12 protein-coding genes are annotated in these 17,573 nt (G+C 51.8%); 6 read left to right on the top strand and 6 right to left on the bottom strand.

All coding sequences use genetic code 11. The features are described from left to right. Window positions 1-2: 2 nt before the first annotated feature. Entirely contained in the window at window positions 3-2,684 is a 2,682-nt protein-coding gene (locus Q3O60_RS05835) for a M14 family zinc carboxypeptidase (protein WP_305892963.1), read from the bottom strand. 216 nt (window positions 2,685-2,900) lie between these two features. Here Q3O60_RS05835 and Q3O60_RS05830 point away from each other — a divergent pair, with 216 nt between their 5' ends. Continuing rightward, entirely contained in the window at window positions 2,901-4,604 is a 1,704-nt protein-coding gene (locus tag Q3O60_RS05830; RefSeq protein WP_305892962.1) for a methyl-accepting chemotaxis protein, read from the top strand. 124 nt (window positions 4,605-4,728) lie between these two features. Here the strand turns inward: Q3O60_RS05830 and dbpA are convergent, their stop codons facing one another. Beyond that, window positions 4,729-6,108, bottom strand: coding sequence for an ATP-dependent RNA helicase DbpA (gene dbpA / locus Q3O60_RS05825; RefSeq protein WP_305892961.1), 1,380 nt, complete (start codon window positions 6,106-6,108; stop codon window positions 4,729-4,731). 172 nt (window positions 6,109-6,280) lie between these two features. Here dbpA and arfB point away from each other — a divergent pair, with 172 nt between their 5' ends. After that, window positions 6,281-6,703: an alternative ribosome rescue aminoacyl-tRNA hydrolase ArfB gene (gene arfB / locus Q3O60_RS05820; RefSeq protein WP_305892960.1), complete on the top strand. Its 423-nt coding sequence runs from the start codon at window positions 6,281-6,283 to the stop codon at window positions 6,701-6,703. A gap of 6 nt (window positions 6,704-6,709) precedes the next feature. Here the strand turns inward: arfB and Q3O60_RS05815 are convergent, their stop codons facing one another. Continuing rightward, window positions 6,710-7,591, bottom strand: coding sequence for a TraB/GumN family protein (locus tag Q3O60_RS05815; RefSeq protein WP_305892959.1), 882 nt, complete (start codon window positions 7,589-7,591; stop codon window positions 6,710-6,712). Window positions 7,592-7,840: 249 nt separating this feature from the next. On the opposite strand from Q3O60_RS05815, the gene Q3O60_RS05810 reads away from it, so the two are divergent. Together Q3O60_RS05810 and ppc are read left to right on the top strand one after the other, a co-directional pair. Next, window positions 7,841-8,611: a substrate-binding periplasmic protein gene (locus tag Q3O60_RS05810; RefSeq protein WP_305892958.1), complete on the top strand. Its 771-nt coding sequence runs from the start codon at window positions 7,841-7,843 to the stop codon at window positions 8,609-8,611. Window positions 8,612-8,753: 142 nt separating this feature from the next. Next, on the top strand, window positions 8,754-11,384 hold the full coding sequence (ppc, locus tag Q3O60_RS05805) for a phosphoenolpyruvate carboxylase (RefSeq protein WP_305892957.1): 2,631 nt from the start codon (window positions 8,754-8,756) through the stop codon (window positions 11,382-11,384). Between the two features lie 82 nt (window positions 11,385-11,466). Here ppc and Q3O60_RS05800 read toward each other — a convergent pair whose 3' ends face one another. Continuing rightward, window positions 11,467-11,985, bottom strand: a complete 519-nt coding sequence (locus Q3O60_RS05800) for a hypothetical protein (RefSeq protein ID WP_305892956.1) — start codon at window positions 11,983-11,985, stop codon at window positions 11,467-11,469. A 143-nt stretch (window positions 11,986-12,128) separates the two neighbouring features. Further along, window positions 12,129-13,016 carry a LysR substrate-binding domain-containing protein gene (locus Q3O60_RS05795; protein WP_305892955.1) on the bottom strand — a complete coding sequence of 296 codons (888 nt, stop codon included), beginning with the start codon at window positions 13,014-13,016 and terminating at the stop codon, window positions 12,129-12,131. A 91-nt stretch (window positions 13,017-13,107) separates the two neighbouring features. Between Q3O60_RS05795 and Q3O60_RS05790 the strand changes: the two genes are divergently transcribed. After that, window positions 13,108-15,351: a protein-disulfide reductase DsbD family protein gene (locus Q3O60_RS05790; RefSeq protein WP_305892954.1), complete on the top strand. Its 2,244-nt coding sequence runs from the start codon at window positions 13,108-13,110 to the stop codon at window positions 15,349-15,351. 124 nt (window positions 15,352-15,475) lie between these two features. Further along, window positions 15,476-16,078, top strand: coding sequence for a redoxin domain-containing protein (locus tag Q3O60_RS05785; protein ID WP_305892953.1), 603 nt, complete (start codon window positions 15,476-15,478; stop codon window positions 16,076-16,078). Window positions 16,079-16,335: 257 nt separating this feature from the next. On the opposite strand, the gene Q3O60_RS05780 is transcribed toward Q3O60_RS05785, so the two are convergent. Beyond that, window positions 16,336-17,571: an ABC transporter permease gene (locus Q3O60_RS05780; protein WP_305892952.1), complete on the bottom strand. Its 1,236-nt coding sequence runs from the start codon at window positions 17,569-17,571 to the stop codon at window positions 16,336-16,338. Between the last annotated feature and the right edge of the window lie 2 nt (window positions 17,572-17,573).

Below are 17,573 nucleotides of genomic sequence, written 5' to 3'. Positions count from 1 at the left end.
GATTAACGCAGTGGATTGGCGTGCGCGGTACCGCGAAAGATGGCATTGATGTACAGCAAGTGCATGCCATCGACATAGGCGCGGAAGTTAGGTTCTTGGGTAAAGGCGATCACTTGCCCACGGCCCAGCGGTTGCACCATCAATAACGGTTTATGAGCAATTTGTTGGCGATTCTCATCCCAGACAAAGCCACCGGCCAATAACTCATCTGCTCCTTTAAAGGTCACCACGTTGCGGCCATGATTGATACTCAGTGGCTGATAAACCTGATTGCCAACATAAAGGCTGGTCAGTGTCGGCGCTATGCCGGCCGTTAGCCAGTGGTTTTGATCGACGCTGGTACGCGCTAAAAAGCCGGGCACCCAGTCGGGATCGGCTTCTTGTGGCACCAGCAATTGCTGGTATTCCGCCATATCGGCAATAACCCGGCCACTGACCCGTGGTTTTTCATCAGCGTTGTTGCCGTTGTGTTCATTGACCTTGAATTCGCGTTTACTATTGAGTAGCGGAGTCTCACCTTGGATCAGCCACTCCGTGGCATTCCCCAGTGTGATTAACACCCCGCCTCGTTCGACAAAATGGCGCATGTTGGCCTGACCAGCTTGGCCCAGTGCTTGTTGGTAATTTCCCCGTGCCGTGGCCGGCAAAATAAGCACCTGGTAATGGCTTAAATCGGCAGTGCGAAGCTGAGCAGGGCGAATGGCGGTGACCGGGTAGTTAATGCCTTGTTCAATGACAAAGCGGGCGCTGCCCGCACTCAGCGGATTGGTGGGTTCATCCCATAGCATGGCGATGTTGGGTTGATGCAGGGTTTTGACATTCATCGAGCCAAAGTTTGGGCCATCCAGTACCCAGCTGCTATCAATGCCATCAATATGCGCGCCCGTTTGCACAGCCAACTGCTGCACGGTGGCGGCCAGTTGCTCTGGGTTGTCGCTATGGCTCAAAATCAAGCTACCGGCTGGGTAGCGGGTGCCATTTTGATGGGTAAAAGGCAGATCCGAGCTTTTCAGGCGTAGGCCTAGCTGCAGCGCTTCACTCATAAAGCGGGCAGCTGCCATGTCACCCCAAGGGACGATAAAGCCAAAGCCGGCTTCTGCTTGATTGACCTGGCCGGCCAGAATGGTGTCAGGGCCTACTGGTGCAGTCGAGACTGAGACGTTGCGGTTGCATGGCATCACATCCAGGTTGTACATCAATGGCAATGACCAGGCCGTGACATCGTAGATTTGATCACGCAGGTTGTTGGCGCGGCGCTCTTCTTGCCGGGCAATAAAATCAGCATCCATCGGTACCGTATCGTCCAGCAAAGTACGGATCAGGTGATAGCTTGGCTGTGCGGCATTGATGACATAAGCTCCGGCATCATAGCGCGTGCCACAGGCGGTAAATGCCTGCGTGCTCTGGCCGACTTCGATGCCATGCTGCGTTAAGGTACCCATCAGTTTTTGATGGCCAGCCCGATCTCGGGTCGCCGGGAAAATATAACTGCGAACCGAACCTTTTTGCCCTTGCTCAATGGCATTGGCCCGGTACTGATAAAAGCGCTCGAGCAGTTCAGGGCCCCGCTGGCTGGCGGTTTCCAGCGTTGCTTTAAAAGCGACAAAATTTTGTTGCACACTATCCGCAAAGGTCAGGATATCGCCATCGCGTTTACGGAACTGATGGCCGCGGGCAGATGCCATTTCATAGGTCATGGCAATGCTGCCGTAATACAGTGGCCAGCTGGCGCCGTAGCCAGGATAAAAAGCGTCAAAAATCTCCCGGGTAAAGTAGTCATAGCCCAGCGCATCAAACCAATGCGCATTGTTCTGACCAATCCAGTTCAGTGCTTCACGTTGCTGTGTGCCGATGTGTGGGTTATAGGGTTCGGCTTCGGGGCTGAAGTAGTAGCCCATATCACCCCCCATTTCGTGCGAGTCGACAAAAATCAGTGGATACATCTGTTGCAGAGCCTGCACCCGGCCACGAATTTCAGGTTGAGTCAGTGAAATCCAATCTCGATTCATGTCGAATAGATAATGATTGGTCCGGCCATTCGGCCACGGCTCGTTGTGCTCAGCGGATAGCCGATCGGCCGAGTGGGTTAAACCAACGGTGGCATAATAGCGGCTGACAAAGCGGTGATGGCCATCCGGGTTTTGCAGTGGGTCGATATAGACCAGGGTGTTGTTTAAGATCGATTGCGTGCGTTCGCTCTGGTCGGCCAATAAATGATAGGCCAATGCCAGTGCGGCATCGGCTGGGCTGATTTCATTGCCATGCAGAGTACTGGCGATCCAGACACTGGCAGGTAATTGTTGCATCAATTGCCGGGCATCACGATTTGATAGCGTACGTGGGTCAGCTAACTTGCGCATATCGGCTTCAATGCGATCAAGTTCAGCGATGTGCTCTGGGCTGCCAATCACGGCATAAAACAATGGGCGGCTTTGCCAGCTTTCGGCGTAGGGCACCAACTTGATCCGTTCCGGGTGATCGGCCGCTAGTTGCTCAAAATACCGCGCAATGGCAGCTGGGTCAGAAATACGTTGACCGAGCGGATAACCTAACACCTGCTGCACGGTGGCAACATCCGGCTGATACTGGCTGTCTGGAAAGAAAGGAACCTGTGGTTCACTGCGAACTGACGTGCTGGCCATGCAACTGATGGCAAGCAGACAGGGAATGATCAAAGCACGCATAGCAACCCTTTTTAGCAAGTAAACAACTAAATTAAAGGCATGCCGGCGGTTGTACAAGAGCATTGGCAGCCCGTTGCGGCAAAGTGCTGGTTTCATAAGGCTGCTGGCGTAAAAAATTAGACTATGGTTTAAAGGCAAAACAAAAGTTCTGAGCTAAGCTTAACATTCTGACATAGCAGTCATTATTCATAGTGTGAGCTTTCTGAGGATGAAGCGATGAATTTCTTTTCTACCGTTGCAGGCCGTTTACTGACCATTCCATTGATGGCCTTGTTGGGGTTTATCCTGCTGGCTGCCGTCGCACTAAGTGCGCTAAACACCAGCTTGATGGAGGGGCGGGAAGCTCGGGTGATGGCGATTATAGAAGCCAGCTTGAGTATTGTAGAATACTATCAGCGACTTGAAACAGAAGGCTCCCTGAGTACTGAGCAGGCGCAACAACAGGCGCTCCGTGCAATCCAAGCCATTCGTTATGATGGTACTGAGTATGTCTGGATCAACGATATGGGCCGACCCATTCCTCGCATGATCATGCACCCAACCGTACCCAGCCTTGATGGCACCATTCTTGACCGCCCTAACTTTATGCATGCTACCCACATGCGCAGCAAAGATGGCAGCCAGTCACAGCGACTGGATAATGCCAATTTATTTGTCAGTTTTGTTGATGCGGTCAATCGTTATGGCTCTGGTTTTGTTGAATATGAGTGGCCAAAGCCACTCGCCGGCGGTGGCGTGACTGAAGAGCGATATACCAAGTTATCGTTTGTTGATCGTGATGCGCAATGGGGCTGGGTGCTCGGCTCGGGCATTTACATTGATGATGTGAAAGCCACGTTCTGGAGCTTAGCACTGCGTATTGGTCTGGTGGTGGTGTTGATCATTACCATTACCGTTGGCTTATCGCTGTATATTCGTCGCTGGTTATTAGCCCAGCTTGGTGGAGAAGTCGCAACGGCGAGAGAGATGGTGCAGCAAGTGGCCAGCGGTGACTTTCGAGTCGACTTTGCCTTGAAACCGGGTGATAGCAGCAGCTTACTGGCCGCACTAAGTAGTTTGGTGCAGCGGCTGCGCGACATTATACGCCAGCAAAGTGAGATGTCGGAGCAATTGGCCGGACAATCTGAAATGCTGGATGAAACCAGCCAGCAAACGCAGCATATTTTGCAAAGCGTGATGGATCAAACCGCTCAGGTGGCTACAGCGGTCAGTGAAATGACCGCGACCTGCGAGGATATGGCACGCAATGCCTCTTCAGCGGCGCAATCGGCTCGGGATGCGGATGATGAAACACGCTCCGGCACCTTGGCGGTAGAAGAAACCATTACAGCCATTAATGCCCTGAACCTAAAAATCAAACAGGTGGGCGAGGTGATTCAGCAGTTGTCAGAGCGCAGCGAAGAAGTAGGAGCGGTCACCGATGTGATTGGCAGCATTGCCGAGCAAACTAATTTACTGGCGCTCAATGCAGCGATTGAAGCAGCCCGGGCCGGTGAAATGGGTCGGGGCTTTGCTGTAGTGGCCGACGAGGTACGTACCTTGGCGAGCCGGTCGCAAGAGTCGACGCAGGGTATCAATAAACGGATCGAAGATATTCAGCAAGGCTCCGAGCAAGCGGTACAGTCAATGGCCGATAGCCAGCAGGAAACTCAGCAGACGATTGAGCGCTCACAGCAAGCGGGTGCAACGCTTACGCGCATTAGTACTGCGGTATCCAGCATTACCGATGCTAACGACCAGTTAGCCAGCGCGACAGAAGAACTGGCAACGGTATCTGCGACCATCAATGAAAACATGGAGCACATTGCCAATGCAGTGCAGGATACAACGGCAAAATCGACCGAATTATCCGGTGCCAGTCAGGAGCTTCGGCAGATGGCGGCAAAAATGAAAGAATCGCTGCAGGGCTTTAAGTTGTAACCGTCAACCCAAACCGGCTTGCCCAGAGGGACAGGCCGGTTGGAATACACTCAAGTTACAAATACTGTCGTAAAACTTCATCCAGGCTTGCTGGGCGGTAATGCGATTCTCCCGCTTTGGTAGCTCAGAGTTGCCACGCCCGAAAGCTACGACCTTTCATTTTATCGTGATTGAGAATTTGCAGCGCTTTTTTTGCCGCGCTGCGCTTCACGGCGACGTAGGCCCATAAATCATGCAGCTGAATTTTACCGACATCCTCAAAGGCGACTTGTTGGTCGCGCGTTAAGGCACCGACAATATCTCCGGGTCGCAGTTTCTGTTTCTTCCCGCCTTGAATTTGAATGGTCACCATGTCAGCCTGAACTGGTGTTTTATCCAAAAGCGCTTTGGCTGGCAAGGATTGCAGCTGGATGGTGTCGCTTATATCATCTTGCAACAAGCTCAATTTGTAATCATCGCTACCATCAATCAGCGTGAACGCTTGTCCTTTTAAACCCGCGCGACCGGTGCGGCCAATGCGATGGGTATGGGTGTCGGTATCGTGCGCCAACTCAGCGTTGATCACCAAATCCAATTCACTGATATCCAGCCCGCGAGCTGCTACATCGGTGGCGACCAAAATACGGGCGCTTTTATTGGCAAATTGCAGCAGGGTTTGGTCGCGATCTTTTTGTTCTAAATCACCGTGCAGCGCCATGGCGCTGAAGCCTTGTTGTTGCAGAGCATCGGCCAGTTGTTGGGTCACGCGCTTGGTGTTACAGAACACGACACAGCTGGCAGGTTGAAACTGTTGTAACAACAGCATCACCGCCAGCTCGCGGGAGCTGCCCGCCAATGAAAAGAACTGTTGTTCAATCTGGTTTTGCGCCGGATTCGCCGCAACAGAGACGCGAATTGGATCTCGCATCAGGCTGGCGGCCAGCTGTTCAATTTTAGCCGGATAGGTAGCGCTGAATAGTAGTGTTTGTCGCTGGGCTGGCATGGCGGCAGCGATGGTGGCAACATCGTCCTGAAAGCCCATTTCAAGCATGCGGTCAGCTTCATCTAGTACCAGCATACTTAGCTCGGATAAATCCAGTCGTTGTTGCTGCAGATGATCGAGTACCCGGCCCGGTGTGCCAACAATAAAATGAGCACCATGTTCCAGTGACAGCGTTTGGTGACGGCTGGGCACACCTCCACATAAGGTCAGTACCTTAATATTGTGGATGCTACGGCCCAGGGTGCGCAGCTCGTTTGCGACCTGCTCGGCCAGTTCACGTGTAGGGCAAAGTACCAGCCCCTGAATACGGAAGCGTTTTACTTTCAGTGCCGACAACATGCCAAGCGCAAACACAGCCGTTTTGCCGGAGCCGGTTTGTGCTTGGGCAATCACATCCTGACCAGCCAAAATGGCAGGCAGGCTTTGCTGCTGAATAGGCGTCATCTGCTGGTAATTCAGTTCCTGCAGGGTAGACAACAGAGCTGGGGTTAAAGAAAGAGTAGAAAAATCAGTGGTCGACATGGTGTAAGGCTCCGTTTCGGTGGCACAGAGCCAGCGGGGGTTGTTTTTCGGACGCTAGTATAGCAGATGTTTCATACGTCTGACTGCTGTTCGTGTTGGATACTACCCGTCAGCGACGAACTGAGCATCTGGCTATGATACAATTGATGAATAAGAGTTATAGAGGTAACGCATGATCGAGATATCAAACAACATACAGCTGGCTGACGACGAGTTGGAGTGGCAGTTTATCCGAGCCAGTGGGCCGGGTGGTCAGCATGTCAATAAAACATCAACCGCGGTGCAGTTGAGCTTTGATATCCAAACGTCATCTTTGCCAATCATGTACAAAGAGCGTCTGCTACGAAAAGCTGACCATCGCATTACCCAAAGTGGCAAGGTATTGATTAAATGCCAGCAAAGCCGTAGTCAGGAGCAAAACCGGCAAATCGCGCTGCAGCAGTTTATTGAGCTGGTCGCTAGTTGTGGCTTTACGCCAAAAAAACGCAAGGCCACCAAGCCGACCTATGGCAGCCAGCAGCGCCGCTTGCAGCAGAAAAAACAGCGCGGCGCGACCAAAGCTACCCGGCAACGAAAACCGGGGCCTCACGACTAAGCTAGTTTACTCAGCACTGATTTGCCGTACCTGATAACCACGTTCAGCCAGCAGGTCCAGCACGTTATCTGGCCCGGCGAGGTGAAGCGCACCTACCAAGACAAACTCGACCTCTGAGGTTTGCAGCATGGCATCTATTTGCTCTACCCAGTCTTTGTTGCGATCGGTCAACAGACGTTGGTAAAAACGCTGGCCTACCTCTGTATCGTGCATTTCGTTGGTCAGCTCGGTTAAAGCGTCGCGATCGCCCCGGCGCCAAGCGGTCAGGGTTGCCTGCAAAAAGTGCTCGGTATCATCCAGCTGATCTAAATTTTGCTCCAGCCACTCGTCTTCAAAGCCATCGGAAATGGAAAATAACAGTTCAAATTGTTGCTCCAGTGTCTCTAAATAGCCTGTACTTTTACCATCGTTTGCACCCTTATTAAAAAAGTACATATCGACGCCTTCGCCTGCCATATCCAACTGCTGCAATTTAAGTTGCATCATTTGCACCAGGATAAAGTCTGGCTTAAACCCAACGAGCGCATTGATATCAATACCGAGCTCAGCCGCGGCCTGCTGAAGGCGTTGGAAATTTTCTGAGCTGATGACCTCGGGCAAAGTACGACCATCTTGGTACATGGCATAGCCAAGCACCATTGGGGCTATATTGGGATCAGCCATTTTGGCCAGATCGATTTCAAATACCAACTGGTCAGCTTGTTGGTAGGCTTTATCAAACTCGGCGGGTAAGGGAAATTCGCTGGCTGGCAGTAAATGGACAGTGCCACCAATAAATAACTGATGCTGGTCGTTACTGACTTGCCAGACGGCACTTTTGGCATAAAGTGCGCTGCTAAATAAAAAAAGACTGAAACAAATCGCTTTACAGAGTTGGATTTTGCTCATGGCTCATTCATCCGTTATCGGTAAAAACGTTATCATAAGTGAATCATCAGCAAAGAAAAAGGTTAAAACACCAGTTGTTTTCAATCAGTTGCTGCCAGCCTGCTATAGTGTGAGGTATCCAATTAAACTGGCTAGGATCTGAGGGTGCTATTGCGATTATTTTGTAAGCTTTTGCCATGGTGGTTTGCTGTCGTATGGGGTTTGCACGGCCTACCTGCGATAGCATCGGTCGGGGCAGCGGACCCTGAATTGACTTTTTACACCGAACACAGCCCTCCGGGGCAGTTTCTCAATGAGCATGGCGATGTAGATGGTGCTACCGTGCGACTGATCCAATTGCTGCAATATCGGTTGGATGAATCCATTAGCTTTCGCTTATTGCCTTGGGCCCGGGCGTTTGAGTTGGCACAGAAAGAGCGTAATTCAGTGTTGTTCGAAACGGTTCGCACACCAGAGCGGGAGCATTTATTTCAATGGGTGGGTCCGATCAAGATGTTTGATATGCGATTGTATGTGATGGCAACGGAAGAGGAGCTACCTGGCGATACCGAGAGTTTTGCGCGGCGTCTTCGTGCCTGCGGTTACCGTGGTGCGACACAAATTGCCTATTTCAATACTCTCGGGTTTGAGGAGGGACGAAACCTGACAGTCACCTTAAAGGCTGGAGACTGTTTGGCTATGGTGCGCCATGGCAGAGCCGAAGTGATTGCGTTAAATTACTTGCGCTATGGTGATGTTATCGAGCATGAGGGCGTGCAGCTACAGGCCTCGGTTCCGCTGTATCACTCGCACTTGTACTTGGCTTTTTCTTTGGAGATTGCAGCCAGTCGAGTGCAGCGTTGGCAACAGGCATTGGATCAGAGTGTTCAGGATGGCAGTATGCGCTCTATTTTTGCGCCGCATTACCCGGCTCGAATGATCGACGAGTTGGAGAAACAAGCTCAAACCCGTCTTCTGGCTGAGTTCGATGCTCAGTCTGAGCCATCGGAGCCACTGATCCGACAGCCATCTATTCATTAAGTGTGACAGAAGCCCCGTCTGATTTGGTAAGCGCTTTCGTGATCTATCATAGTTGAGAACAGCCTAAAGCAAGCGTAGGGTGAAACCATCCGGCTTTGTCATTGTAGCAAAGCCAAACAGCCAAAGTGTGTGAGGGGATAGTATGGAACATTATGCAGGATTACGGGCCAACGTTGGTCTGCTGGGCACACAACTGGGTGATTTGATTCGGCAGCAGCTCGGTGAGCAGGTGTATCAGCGTATCGAACAGATCCGCCAGTTATCAAAAGAAGCTCGCGGTGGCGATGCGGGGCAAGAGCAACAGTTAAAGCAGCTGTTGCAATCATTATCGGATGACGAGTTATTACCGGTAGCGCGGGCATTCGCTCACTTTTTGAATTTAGCCAATCTGGCCGAGCAACAACACAGCACCAGCCAGGAAGTGTTGGCTGGTGATGCTCAGGCTGCTCCACTTGCGGCGTTGATGCAACATCTGCAACAGGCCGAGCGAACCCCTGAGCAAGTTGCTGAAGCTGTGCAGAAGTTGTCGATTGAATTGGTACTGACAGCGCACCCGACCGAGGTTTCACGCCGTACTGTGATCCATAAACTGAGCGAAATTGCTGCCTGCCTGACCAGCTTAGAACAACAGCAACACGAGCCAGAGCAAGAAAGCTTGCGTCAGCGTATGCAAGAGTTGATCGCTCAGCTTTGGTTTACCAATGAAATTCGTGAGCAACGACCTACGCCGATTGATGAAGCGAAGTCAGGCTTTGCCATGATTGAAAGCTCACTGTGGCAAGCAGTACCTGCTTTTTTGCGGGAACTGGATGCCAAAGTGCGACCAATCACCGGGGTTGGTTTGCCACTGGATGCCACGCCAGTACGGTTTGCTTCGTGGATGGGTGGTGACCGTGATGGTAACCCCTTTGTCACGGCCAAAGTGACCCGTCAGGTGCTACTGCTGAGCCGTTGGAAAGCCGCGGATCTTTTTATCGCTGATCTTGATCTGCTCAGCAAAGAACTCTCCATGAATCAAGCCAATGACGAATTGCAGCAGTTGAGTGAGGGCGCTTTTGAGCCGTACCGAGCGCTGGTCAAGCAACTACAGCAGCAGCTGATCTATACCCGTGATTGGTTGGCTGAAGCGGCCCAGCGCGACCGCTTGCAGCGTCCTGCTGATTTAATCTGGCATCAGGAGCAATTGCTAGAGCCCTTATTGCTGTGTGATCGCTCCTTGCGTGAGTGTGGTATGTCACAAATTGCCGATGGCAGGCTGCAAGATACAATCCGAAGAGCTTACTGTTTTGGCGTGACCTTACTCAAGCTTGATATCCGCCAGGATGCCGCCCGGCATGCTGCGGTGTTCAGTGAACTAACCCGGCATTTGGGCTTGGGCGATTATCAGTCATGGTCGGAAGAGGACCGACAGGCATTTTTACTGCGTGAATTACCGAACCGCCGGCCGTTATTTCCGCGGCAGTGGCAACCCTCGGAAGAGGTGCAAGAGGTGTTGGACACCTGTGCCATGGTGGCTTTACATGGTGAAGAAGCCTTGGGTACTTATGTGATTTCGATGGCCGGTAAACCCTCAGATGTGTTGGCGGTGCAGTTGTTGCTGAAAGAATCGGGTATCGGCTTCGCCATGCCAGTGGCACCGCTGTTTGAGACGCTGCGCGATTTACAGCAGGCTCCCGAGTGTATCCGTGAGCTGCTGGCGATTGACTGGTATCGAGGTTACATTCAAGGGCAGCAAGAAGTGATGATTGGCTACTCGGATTCGGCCAAAGATGCAGGCGTGATTGCCGCTTCATGGGCGCAGTACAGTGCGCAAGAAGCGTTGGTCAATAGTTGTGCTGAGGCAGGGGTGAAACTGACCTTGTTTCATGGCCGTGGCGGTACGGTGGGCCGGGGTGGCGCCCCCGCTCATGCGGCTATTTTGTCGCAGCCACCCGGCTCTCTGGATGGCGGCTTACGAGTCACTGAACAAGGTGAAATGATCCGCTTTAAATTTGGCCTGCCCAAATTAGCCGAGCGCAGCCTTAGTCTGTATGTCAGTGCGGTGCTGGAGGGCATGCTGTTGCCGCCGCCAGTGCCGAAACCAGAGTGGCGTCAGGTGATGGATGCACTGGCCGAGCACTCTTGTCAGGCGTATCGGGGTATGGTTCGTGAGCACCCTGAGTTTGTACGCTATTTCCGTGCTGCCACACCAGAGCAAGAGCTTGGCCAGCTGCCTTTGGGTAGCCGCCCGGCCAAGCGTAACCCAACGGGTGGGGTGGAAAGTTTGCGTGCAATTCCCTGGATTTTTGCCTGGTCGCAAAACCGTCTGATGCTGCCTGCGTGGTTAGGTGCTGGCAGCGCCTTACAGCAGGCAGTGGCCGAGGGGCAGCAGCACACCTTGAATACCATGCAGCAACAATGGCCATTTTTCGCCACCCGGTTATCGATGTTGGAGATGGTGTTTTTAAAAGCGGATGCTGAGATATCAGCCTATTATGATCACAAGCTGGTGCCTGCGGAGTTGCAGCATTTAGGCGATGAGTTGCGTCAGCAGTTGCGGGCTGATCAAGCCTTGTTACTGCAGGTCACTCACAGTGATGTGCTGATGGAGAAAGAAAGCTGGATCCGCGAGTCCATCATGCTACGCAATACCTATGTTGATCCCTTGCATTTATTGCAGGTCGAACTGCTACATCGGCAACGGCATCAACCAGAAAACAACAACTCCATTATTCAGCGTGCTTTGATGGTGACGATTGCAGGTATTGCTGCTGGCATGCGTAATTCAGGTTGATTGGATAGATGTGAAACAAAAACAAGGCCCGACATCCTGTCGGGCCTGCTCTCCCTGGTACAACTCATGTTTTCGCGAATGTTTATGGCAAGGTGCTGGCGGTAGCTGAAGCCATCAGCGTTTCCAGACGACCTTCAAATTGCTGCAGGTTGTTCTGCACTAACTTGCTATCACTTAGTTTTGCTGCGCGCTGAAAATCTTGCTGAGCTTTGGCAACATCCAGACTGACCCAGTGCATTACGCCGCGGTTGGTTAAAGCCAGTGCTTGCATTTCACGGCGTTCAGCGCTGCTTGCCAATGCATTGGTTCGGGCCAAATGAACCGCTCTGTTACAAGCTGGGGTAGCACTTTCGTACTCGGCCAAGCGTGTGTTGGCAACACAGAGCGCCATGGTTTTGCCAAATAAATCGGCTTTGGCCCGGCTTGCACTGTTTAGCTCTAACAAGCCCTGTTCAATGGCACCGTTTTGAATATCAGCCGCCCCCGGGGTAGCTTGAACAATAGCCATTTGATAATGATCACTGGCACTCACCACGCCTGCGAAGCAGGCAAGCAGTAAGGCCGCGACAGGTTTTAACGAAGATAATAAAGATGCTTTCATGGTGACTCTCCAGTTGCTGTCGGTCTAGGGTTGCCGACAGGGATAACTTTAGAGATCGTCAGGCAGACTGACAAACGATATAAAAGCACCTGATGGATGAATGCAATTCATCTATACCAATCCGCTCATCGGTACTGCTCAAATCATCTGTACTGCTCAAAGCTGTGCAGCACCCAATCAATCAGCCACTGAATTTCAGGTCGCTCAGGTTGTCTTCGATGTTGAACGAGGTAATAGCGATCGCGTGTGGTCCAGCGCTCGGTAAATAAAGCCACCAAGGCACCGCTATGGAACCACGACTGGCTAATCGGCATCGGGATCAATGCAATCCCAAGCCCTTGCTCAGCGGCTCGGGCCATACCAAACATGCTGTCGAGTTGCAGTATTTGCTTTGGGCGGAAATGATTAAAGCCTGCAAATTCAGCCCATTGGTGCCAAGCGTGCGGCCTGGATTGATGCAACAACAAAGGGAATTGATTTAATGCTTCTAATTCTGATGAGGCGCACTGCTCATACAAACTTGGGTTGCAGGCAGGTTGGTAACTGATGGGAAACAGCTCATGGCATTGCTCGGCCTGAGGCTCTGAACTGGATAGTACTATAGATACATCGGTTTGACGGGTGGGGTCGCTGCGGGTTTTCACCGTATCCAGTCGTAAGTTAATGGCTGGGTATTGCGTTGACCAGCCCTTCAAGCGCGGTAAAAATAATTCGCTGGCAAAAAACTCCGGCATGCTGATGGTGACCTCTTTGGTGCTGTCAGCCTGACTAAACTCACTGATGGTTCGTACCATTTGTTGCATCACGGGCTGGATCGCCTGATAAAAGCTTTGTCCGGCGGGTGTCAGCTCCAGTGCTCTGGTTTTACGAATGAACAATGCAAGACCAAGATCATCCTCCAACTGCTTGATTTGGTGGCTGACAGCCGATGGCGTGATAAAAAGTTGCTGGGCGGTACTTTTAAAGCTCAGGTTGTCAGCCGCAAGGCAAAAGCAGCGCAGACCTCGCAAAGGGGGCAGGCGCGTGGACATAAAAAACTCCTTTTATCAGTGTATAGTAGCTGTACAGCAAGAGTTGTGCCTGAAATGGGCGCTACCGGAATACAGGGCCAGGCGTGGGTTTATGGTGTTTCATTGCATCTTTTTGGTGCAAAAGCGTGCTTTGCTGTGCAATCGAATTTACCATCTCACCATTCAGCTGATTTTTTATAAGAGTGGTCGCAGCCAGGTGGTTTCGCTTGATCCTCCCCCTATGGCATGGCGTACACTAGATCAATGCATTAATAATTACTTGGCTATTATGAAACTTCGTCATTATCTTTGCGCTTGGTTGCTGTTGCTTTTGACGGTTCCTGCTCATGCTGTGACTACTGGCTTTAAGCAAGCGCCTCATATTCAGGTTGAACTGGTTAGCCAGTACCAGTCGGTATCGCCTGGCCAGAGCTTCCTGGTGGCTCTGCATTTATTGCCGCAAGAGCATTGGCATACCTACTGGTTAAACCCCGGTGATTCCGGCATGCCGACCAGCATTCAGTGGCAGCTGCCCGATGGCGTCGAAGTATCTGGTATTCAGTGGCCTACTCCAGAAGCTTTTTCCATCCCTCCCTTGATGAACTATGGTTTTGAAGGCTCGACCGTTCTGTTGTCAGAGGTTCAGGTTCCTGCCGACTACTCAGGCACCAGTTTACTGTTGAAGGCGAATGCCTCCTGGTTGGTGTGTGAGGAAATCTGCATTCCTGGCGACATGACTCTTGAACTGCCGCTGGCGGTGGCTCGACAGGCCGTACCTTCGGAGCCATTTCAGGCATTAATTGCTCAGGGTAAAGCGTCTCAGCCAGTTTCCTTGCAGCGGACGGCTTCGTATCAGGTTCAAGATGGCGTGTTTTCTGCGGTGATTGAATCGAAAGATGATTTATTGGTGGATGCGTTTTTTGTCGCAGCGACCGACTTAGTAGAGCATGCTCGCGCACAAGAGATAAGTTGGCAAGATGGCAGCTTGTTGCTACGCCAGCCACAAAACACCTACTTTCATCAGGCACCTGATCAGATCGAGATGGTACTGATCAGTGGCTCGCAATCCTTTGTGGTGCAGGCGCAGCGGATGGATGCAGGCAGCGCAGCAACCGTGACGGCTGAATTTGGTCTTGGTGCCTTTATGTTGGCGTTATTGCTGGCGGCAGGGGGCGGTTTGATCCTCAACCTCATGCCTTGTGTCTTTCCGGTGCTATCGTTAAAAGCCATCAGCCTGGCCAACAACAGTGGTGATTCGGCCCGACAAAAGCGTGACGCCTGGAGTTATACCTTGGGTGTGCTCGCGATGTTTGCGCTGCTGGCGCTGGTGCTGATTGGCTTACGGGCAGCCGGCGCTGCTGTAGGGTGGGGCTTTCAATTGCAAAACCCATGGTTGGTGGGTGGCTTGGCCTATTTGTTCTTCGCACTGGGTTTAAGCTTATCTGGCTTGGTGCAGTTTGGCAGCCGGTTGATGCAATTGGGTTCTGGCCTTGGTCAGCAACAAGGGGCGAAAGGTTCTTTCTTTACGGGCGTGTTGGCGGTGATCGTGGCGAGCCCCTGCACAGCCCCCTTTATGGGAGCGGCACTTGGCTACGCAGTGACGCAGTCGGCTCCGGTCGCTTTGTTGGTATTTTTAGCCCTTGGCTTTGGCATGGCGCTGCCATTTTTACTCTTGGCTTACAGTCGTCGTATGGCGCGCTTACTGCCCAAGCCCGGTGCCTGGATGGATACGCTCAAGCAGTGGCTCGCTTATCCTTTGTACTTAACCACCGTTTGGCTGCTGTGGGTACTAGGGCGCCAAGCTGGCGTGGATGCGCAGGCTCTGGTGTTGGTTGGCTTGGTTTGCTTAGCCGCTGCGCTCTGGCTGTTTGGCCGTCATCAGTTAGGGCTGGGCTTTCGTTTGGCGCCTCAGCTCAGTTGGGCTTTGGCACTACTGGCATTGCTATTGCTGGTGGTTTTGCAGCCGCAGCAAGGCAGCCAGAGTAGCTCAACTCAAGCGCATTGGGAGCCATGGAGCCCGGCACGTTTGGCGGAATTAACCACAGAGCAACAGCCGGTGCTGGTGAATATGACCGCGGACTGGTGCATCACCTGTTTGGTCAATGAGCGGGTAGCGCTCAATACGGATAGTAGTCGGCAAGCACTGCAAGATTATGGGGTTACTTACTTAAAAGGCGACTGGACCTTACGAGATGCCGACATCAGTATTTATTTACAAAGTTACCAGCGTGACGGTGTACCCTTGTATGTGCTGTATTGGCCCGGGAAAGAGCCGCTGGTGTTACCACAAATTTTAACGCCGAATACGCTACGCGATCAGCTGGCGCAATTGGCAGCTACATCGTCAGACGGCTAGTCTCCTGCCAGATAGAGCGTGCAGGATTGAAAGCAGTTAGCGTCTGATACAACCTTATGCAGTCAGAGCCGTGGTGGCTGCAGAGAAACTACAACTGGGCACTTAGCCCAATAGGAGCAACATCATGAAACTAAAGCAACTTATCAGTGCTCTGGCACTGGCTGGTACGGTAACAGCTGTGGCTGCTGCACCGCAAGTTGGCGCCCCGGCGCCAGATTTTACGGTCATCGATAGCCATGGCCAAACGCATTCACTGGCTGATTTCGCCGGTAAAAATGTTATTCTGGAATGGACCAATCACGACTGTCCTTTTGTCGTGAAGCATTACGTCAGTGACAATATGCAAGGTTTGCAGCAGCATTTTACCGAAGAAGAGACCGTATGGTTAACAGTTATTTCTTCCAAGCCAGGTAGCCAGGGTCATGTCAGCCCAGAGCAAGCCAATGAGCTGACGGCAAGTCGCAGCGCTAACCCGAGTGCCGTATTACTGGATGAAGCCGGTACCATGGGCCGGGCGTATGATGCTCGTGTTACGCCGCATATGTATGTGATTGGTGGCGATGGCAACTTGCTGTACATGGGCGGCATCGACAGCATCCCAACCGCTAACCCTGAGGATATTCCAAAAGCAGACGCTTACCTGGCTAATGCCGGTAATGAAGTACTCGCGGGCCAGCCAGTCAGCAACCCTGTAACCCGCCCATACGGTTGCAGTATCAAGTACTGATCTCGTTCTTATCCAGCAGGATAAACCTCCTGCTGGACTTCGTTACACGGATCCTCTTTTTACACTATATCTTAGGGCTAAAGCTCAAGCCATCAATCATCTGGAACCTTTCAGTACCCCGATAAGTATGCAGCTGTAGCATGATATATGGAGTTCGGTTGTAGCGCGGGTATACCCATCAAATGAAAAACGGAACGATGCAGATGCCTATAAATATACGATGGCCAGATAAATCCGGCTCTGGCCTTGGTTCGAACTTAATCGGTCTGCAAGGCGGTAATCGGATCAAGCTCTGCTGCCCGAATCGCGGGGTAAACTCCAAACGCAACGCCGATCAAGGCGCAGATACTAAATGAAATCACAATCGCAGGAATAGACCAACTGACCGCCCAGTCCGAGTAAAAAGCAATGATTTCAGACAGCAAAATACCAAACACAATACCAAGCACACCGCCTAAAATGGCGATGGCAAAGCTTTCCGCAATAAATTGCATTTTGATATCGCGCCGGGTGGCGCCGACGGCACGTAACAAGCCAATTTCTTTGGTGCGTTCCAACACCGTTGCCAGCATGATGTTCATAATGCCAATGCCGCCGACCAGCAATGAGATACCCGCAACACAGGACATGACGATGTTAAAGATTTGCTGAGTTTGCTTTTGTTGCGCCAATAAAGCAGCAGGAACGATGATAGTGAAATCATCAATGCCATTATGCCGGTAGCTCAGCAGGTGATGCAGGGCCTGTGCAATAAGGGCTGAGTTTGCACCTTCGGCCAGTTGAATGCGAAAGGCATCCAGCTCCGGGGCCAGATGCTCGGCACGAAAACGACTTTGGGCGGTGTTTAATGGCATAAAGAGTTGATTCTGCTCTCCTCCTAACTGCACCCCTTGAAAATCCTGATCGCTTTGATACGGCTCGGCCAGTACACCAGTAACCTGTAACCAGACATGGTTCACTTTGACAAACTGACCCAGTGCATCGCCATCAGGAAATAAGCTGCGCGCGACCGATGATCCTAATATGGCAACCGGAGCTGCCTGTACTTCATCATGCTCTGAAAAAGGTGCTCCGGCATGAAAATCCAGCTGGCTTAGTTGGAAGTAACTGGGGCTGACCCCAACCACCTGGCCGTCACTTTTACCCGCATGACTGATCATGGCATAACGCTCGATCCGACGCTCTGCGCTGTAGCCGGTCACCTGAGGCAAGGTGGATACAGCGGCGTCGATATCGCCGTAATGCAGGCCTAATGAATGCTTGCGATGCTCCAGCAAGGTATTTTCATCGAAACTGCGGCCCTCAACAATTAGGTTGCGAAGCCCCATCGTTTCAATGGTTTTTAGTGCTTCACGCTCTGCACCTTCACCGATATTAAGCATGGCAATGACGGCACCGACACCAAAAATCATGCCGAGTAAGGTTAAAAAAGTGCGAAGCTTGTGCTGAGCCAATTCAGCCAGAGTATCTTTCAATAAAACAGCGCTTTTCATGT

This window comes from Alkalimonas collagenimarina, from assembly GCF_030717845.1.
GTDB classification, from domain to species: Bacteria; Pseudomonadota; Gammaproteobacteria; order Enterobacterales; family Alteromonadaceae; genus Alkalimonas; species Alkalimonas collagenimarina.
Note: the sequence above shows the minus strand (reverse complement) of the source record. Positions and strands in the feature narration are given on the sequence as shown.

Coding starts and splice junctions, on each gene's coding strand:
- Q3O60_RS05835 (WP_305892963.1), bottom strand. CDS start 2,684: ATGCGTGCTTTGATCATTCCCTGTCTGCTTGCCATCAGTTGCATGGCC.
- Q3O60_RS05830 (WP_305892962.1), top strand. CDS start 2,901: ATGAATTTCTTTTCTACCGTTGCAGGCCGTTTACTGACCATTCCATTG.
- dbpA (WP_305892961.1), bottom strand. CDS start 6,108: ATGTCGACCACTGATTTTTCTACTCTTTCTTTAACCCCAGCTCTGTTG.
- arfB (WP_305892960.1), top strand. CDS start 6,281: ATGATCGAGATATCAAACAACATACAGCTGGCTGACGACGAGTTGGAG.
- Q3O60_RS05815 (WP_305892959.1), bottom strand. CDS start 7,591: ATGAGCAAAATCCAACTCTGTAAAGCGATTTGTTTCAGTCTTTTTTTA.
- ppc (WP_305892957.1), top strand. CDS start 8,754: ATGGAACATTATGCAGGATTACGGGCCAACGTTGGTCTGCTGGGCACA.
- Q3O60_RS05800 (WP_305892956.1), bottom strand. CDS start 11,985: ATGAAAGCATCTTTATTATCTTCGTTAAAACCTGTCGCGGCCTTACTG.
- Q3O60_RS05795 (WP_305892955.1), bottom strand. CDS start 13,016: ATGTCCACGCGCCTGCCCCCTTTGCGAGGTCTGCGCTGCTTTTGCCTT.
- Q3O60_RS05790 (WP_305892954.1), top strand. CDS start 13,108: ATGGTGTTTCATTGCATCTTTTTGGTGCAAAAGCGTGCTTTGCTGTGC.
- Q3O60_RS05785 (WP_305892953.1), top strand. CDS start 15,476: ATGAAACTAAAGCAACTTATCAGTGCTCTGGCACTGGCTGGTACGGTA.
- Q3O60_RS05780 (WP_305892952.1), bottom strand. CDS start 17,571: ATGAAAAGCGCTGTTTTATTGAAAGATACTCTGGCTGAATTGGCTCAG.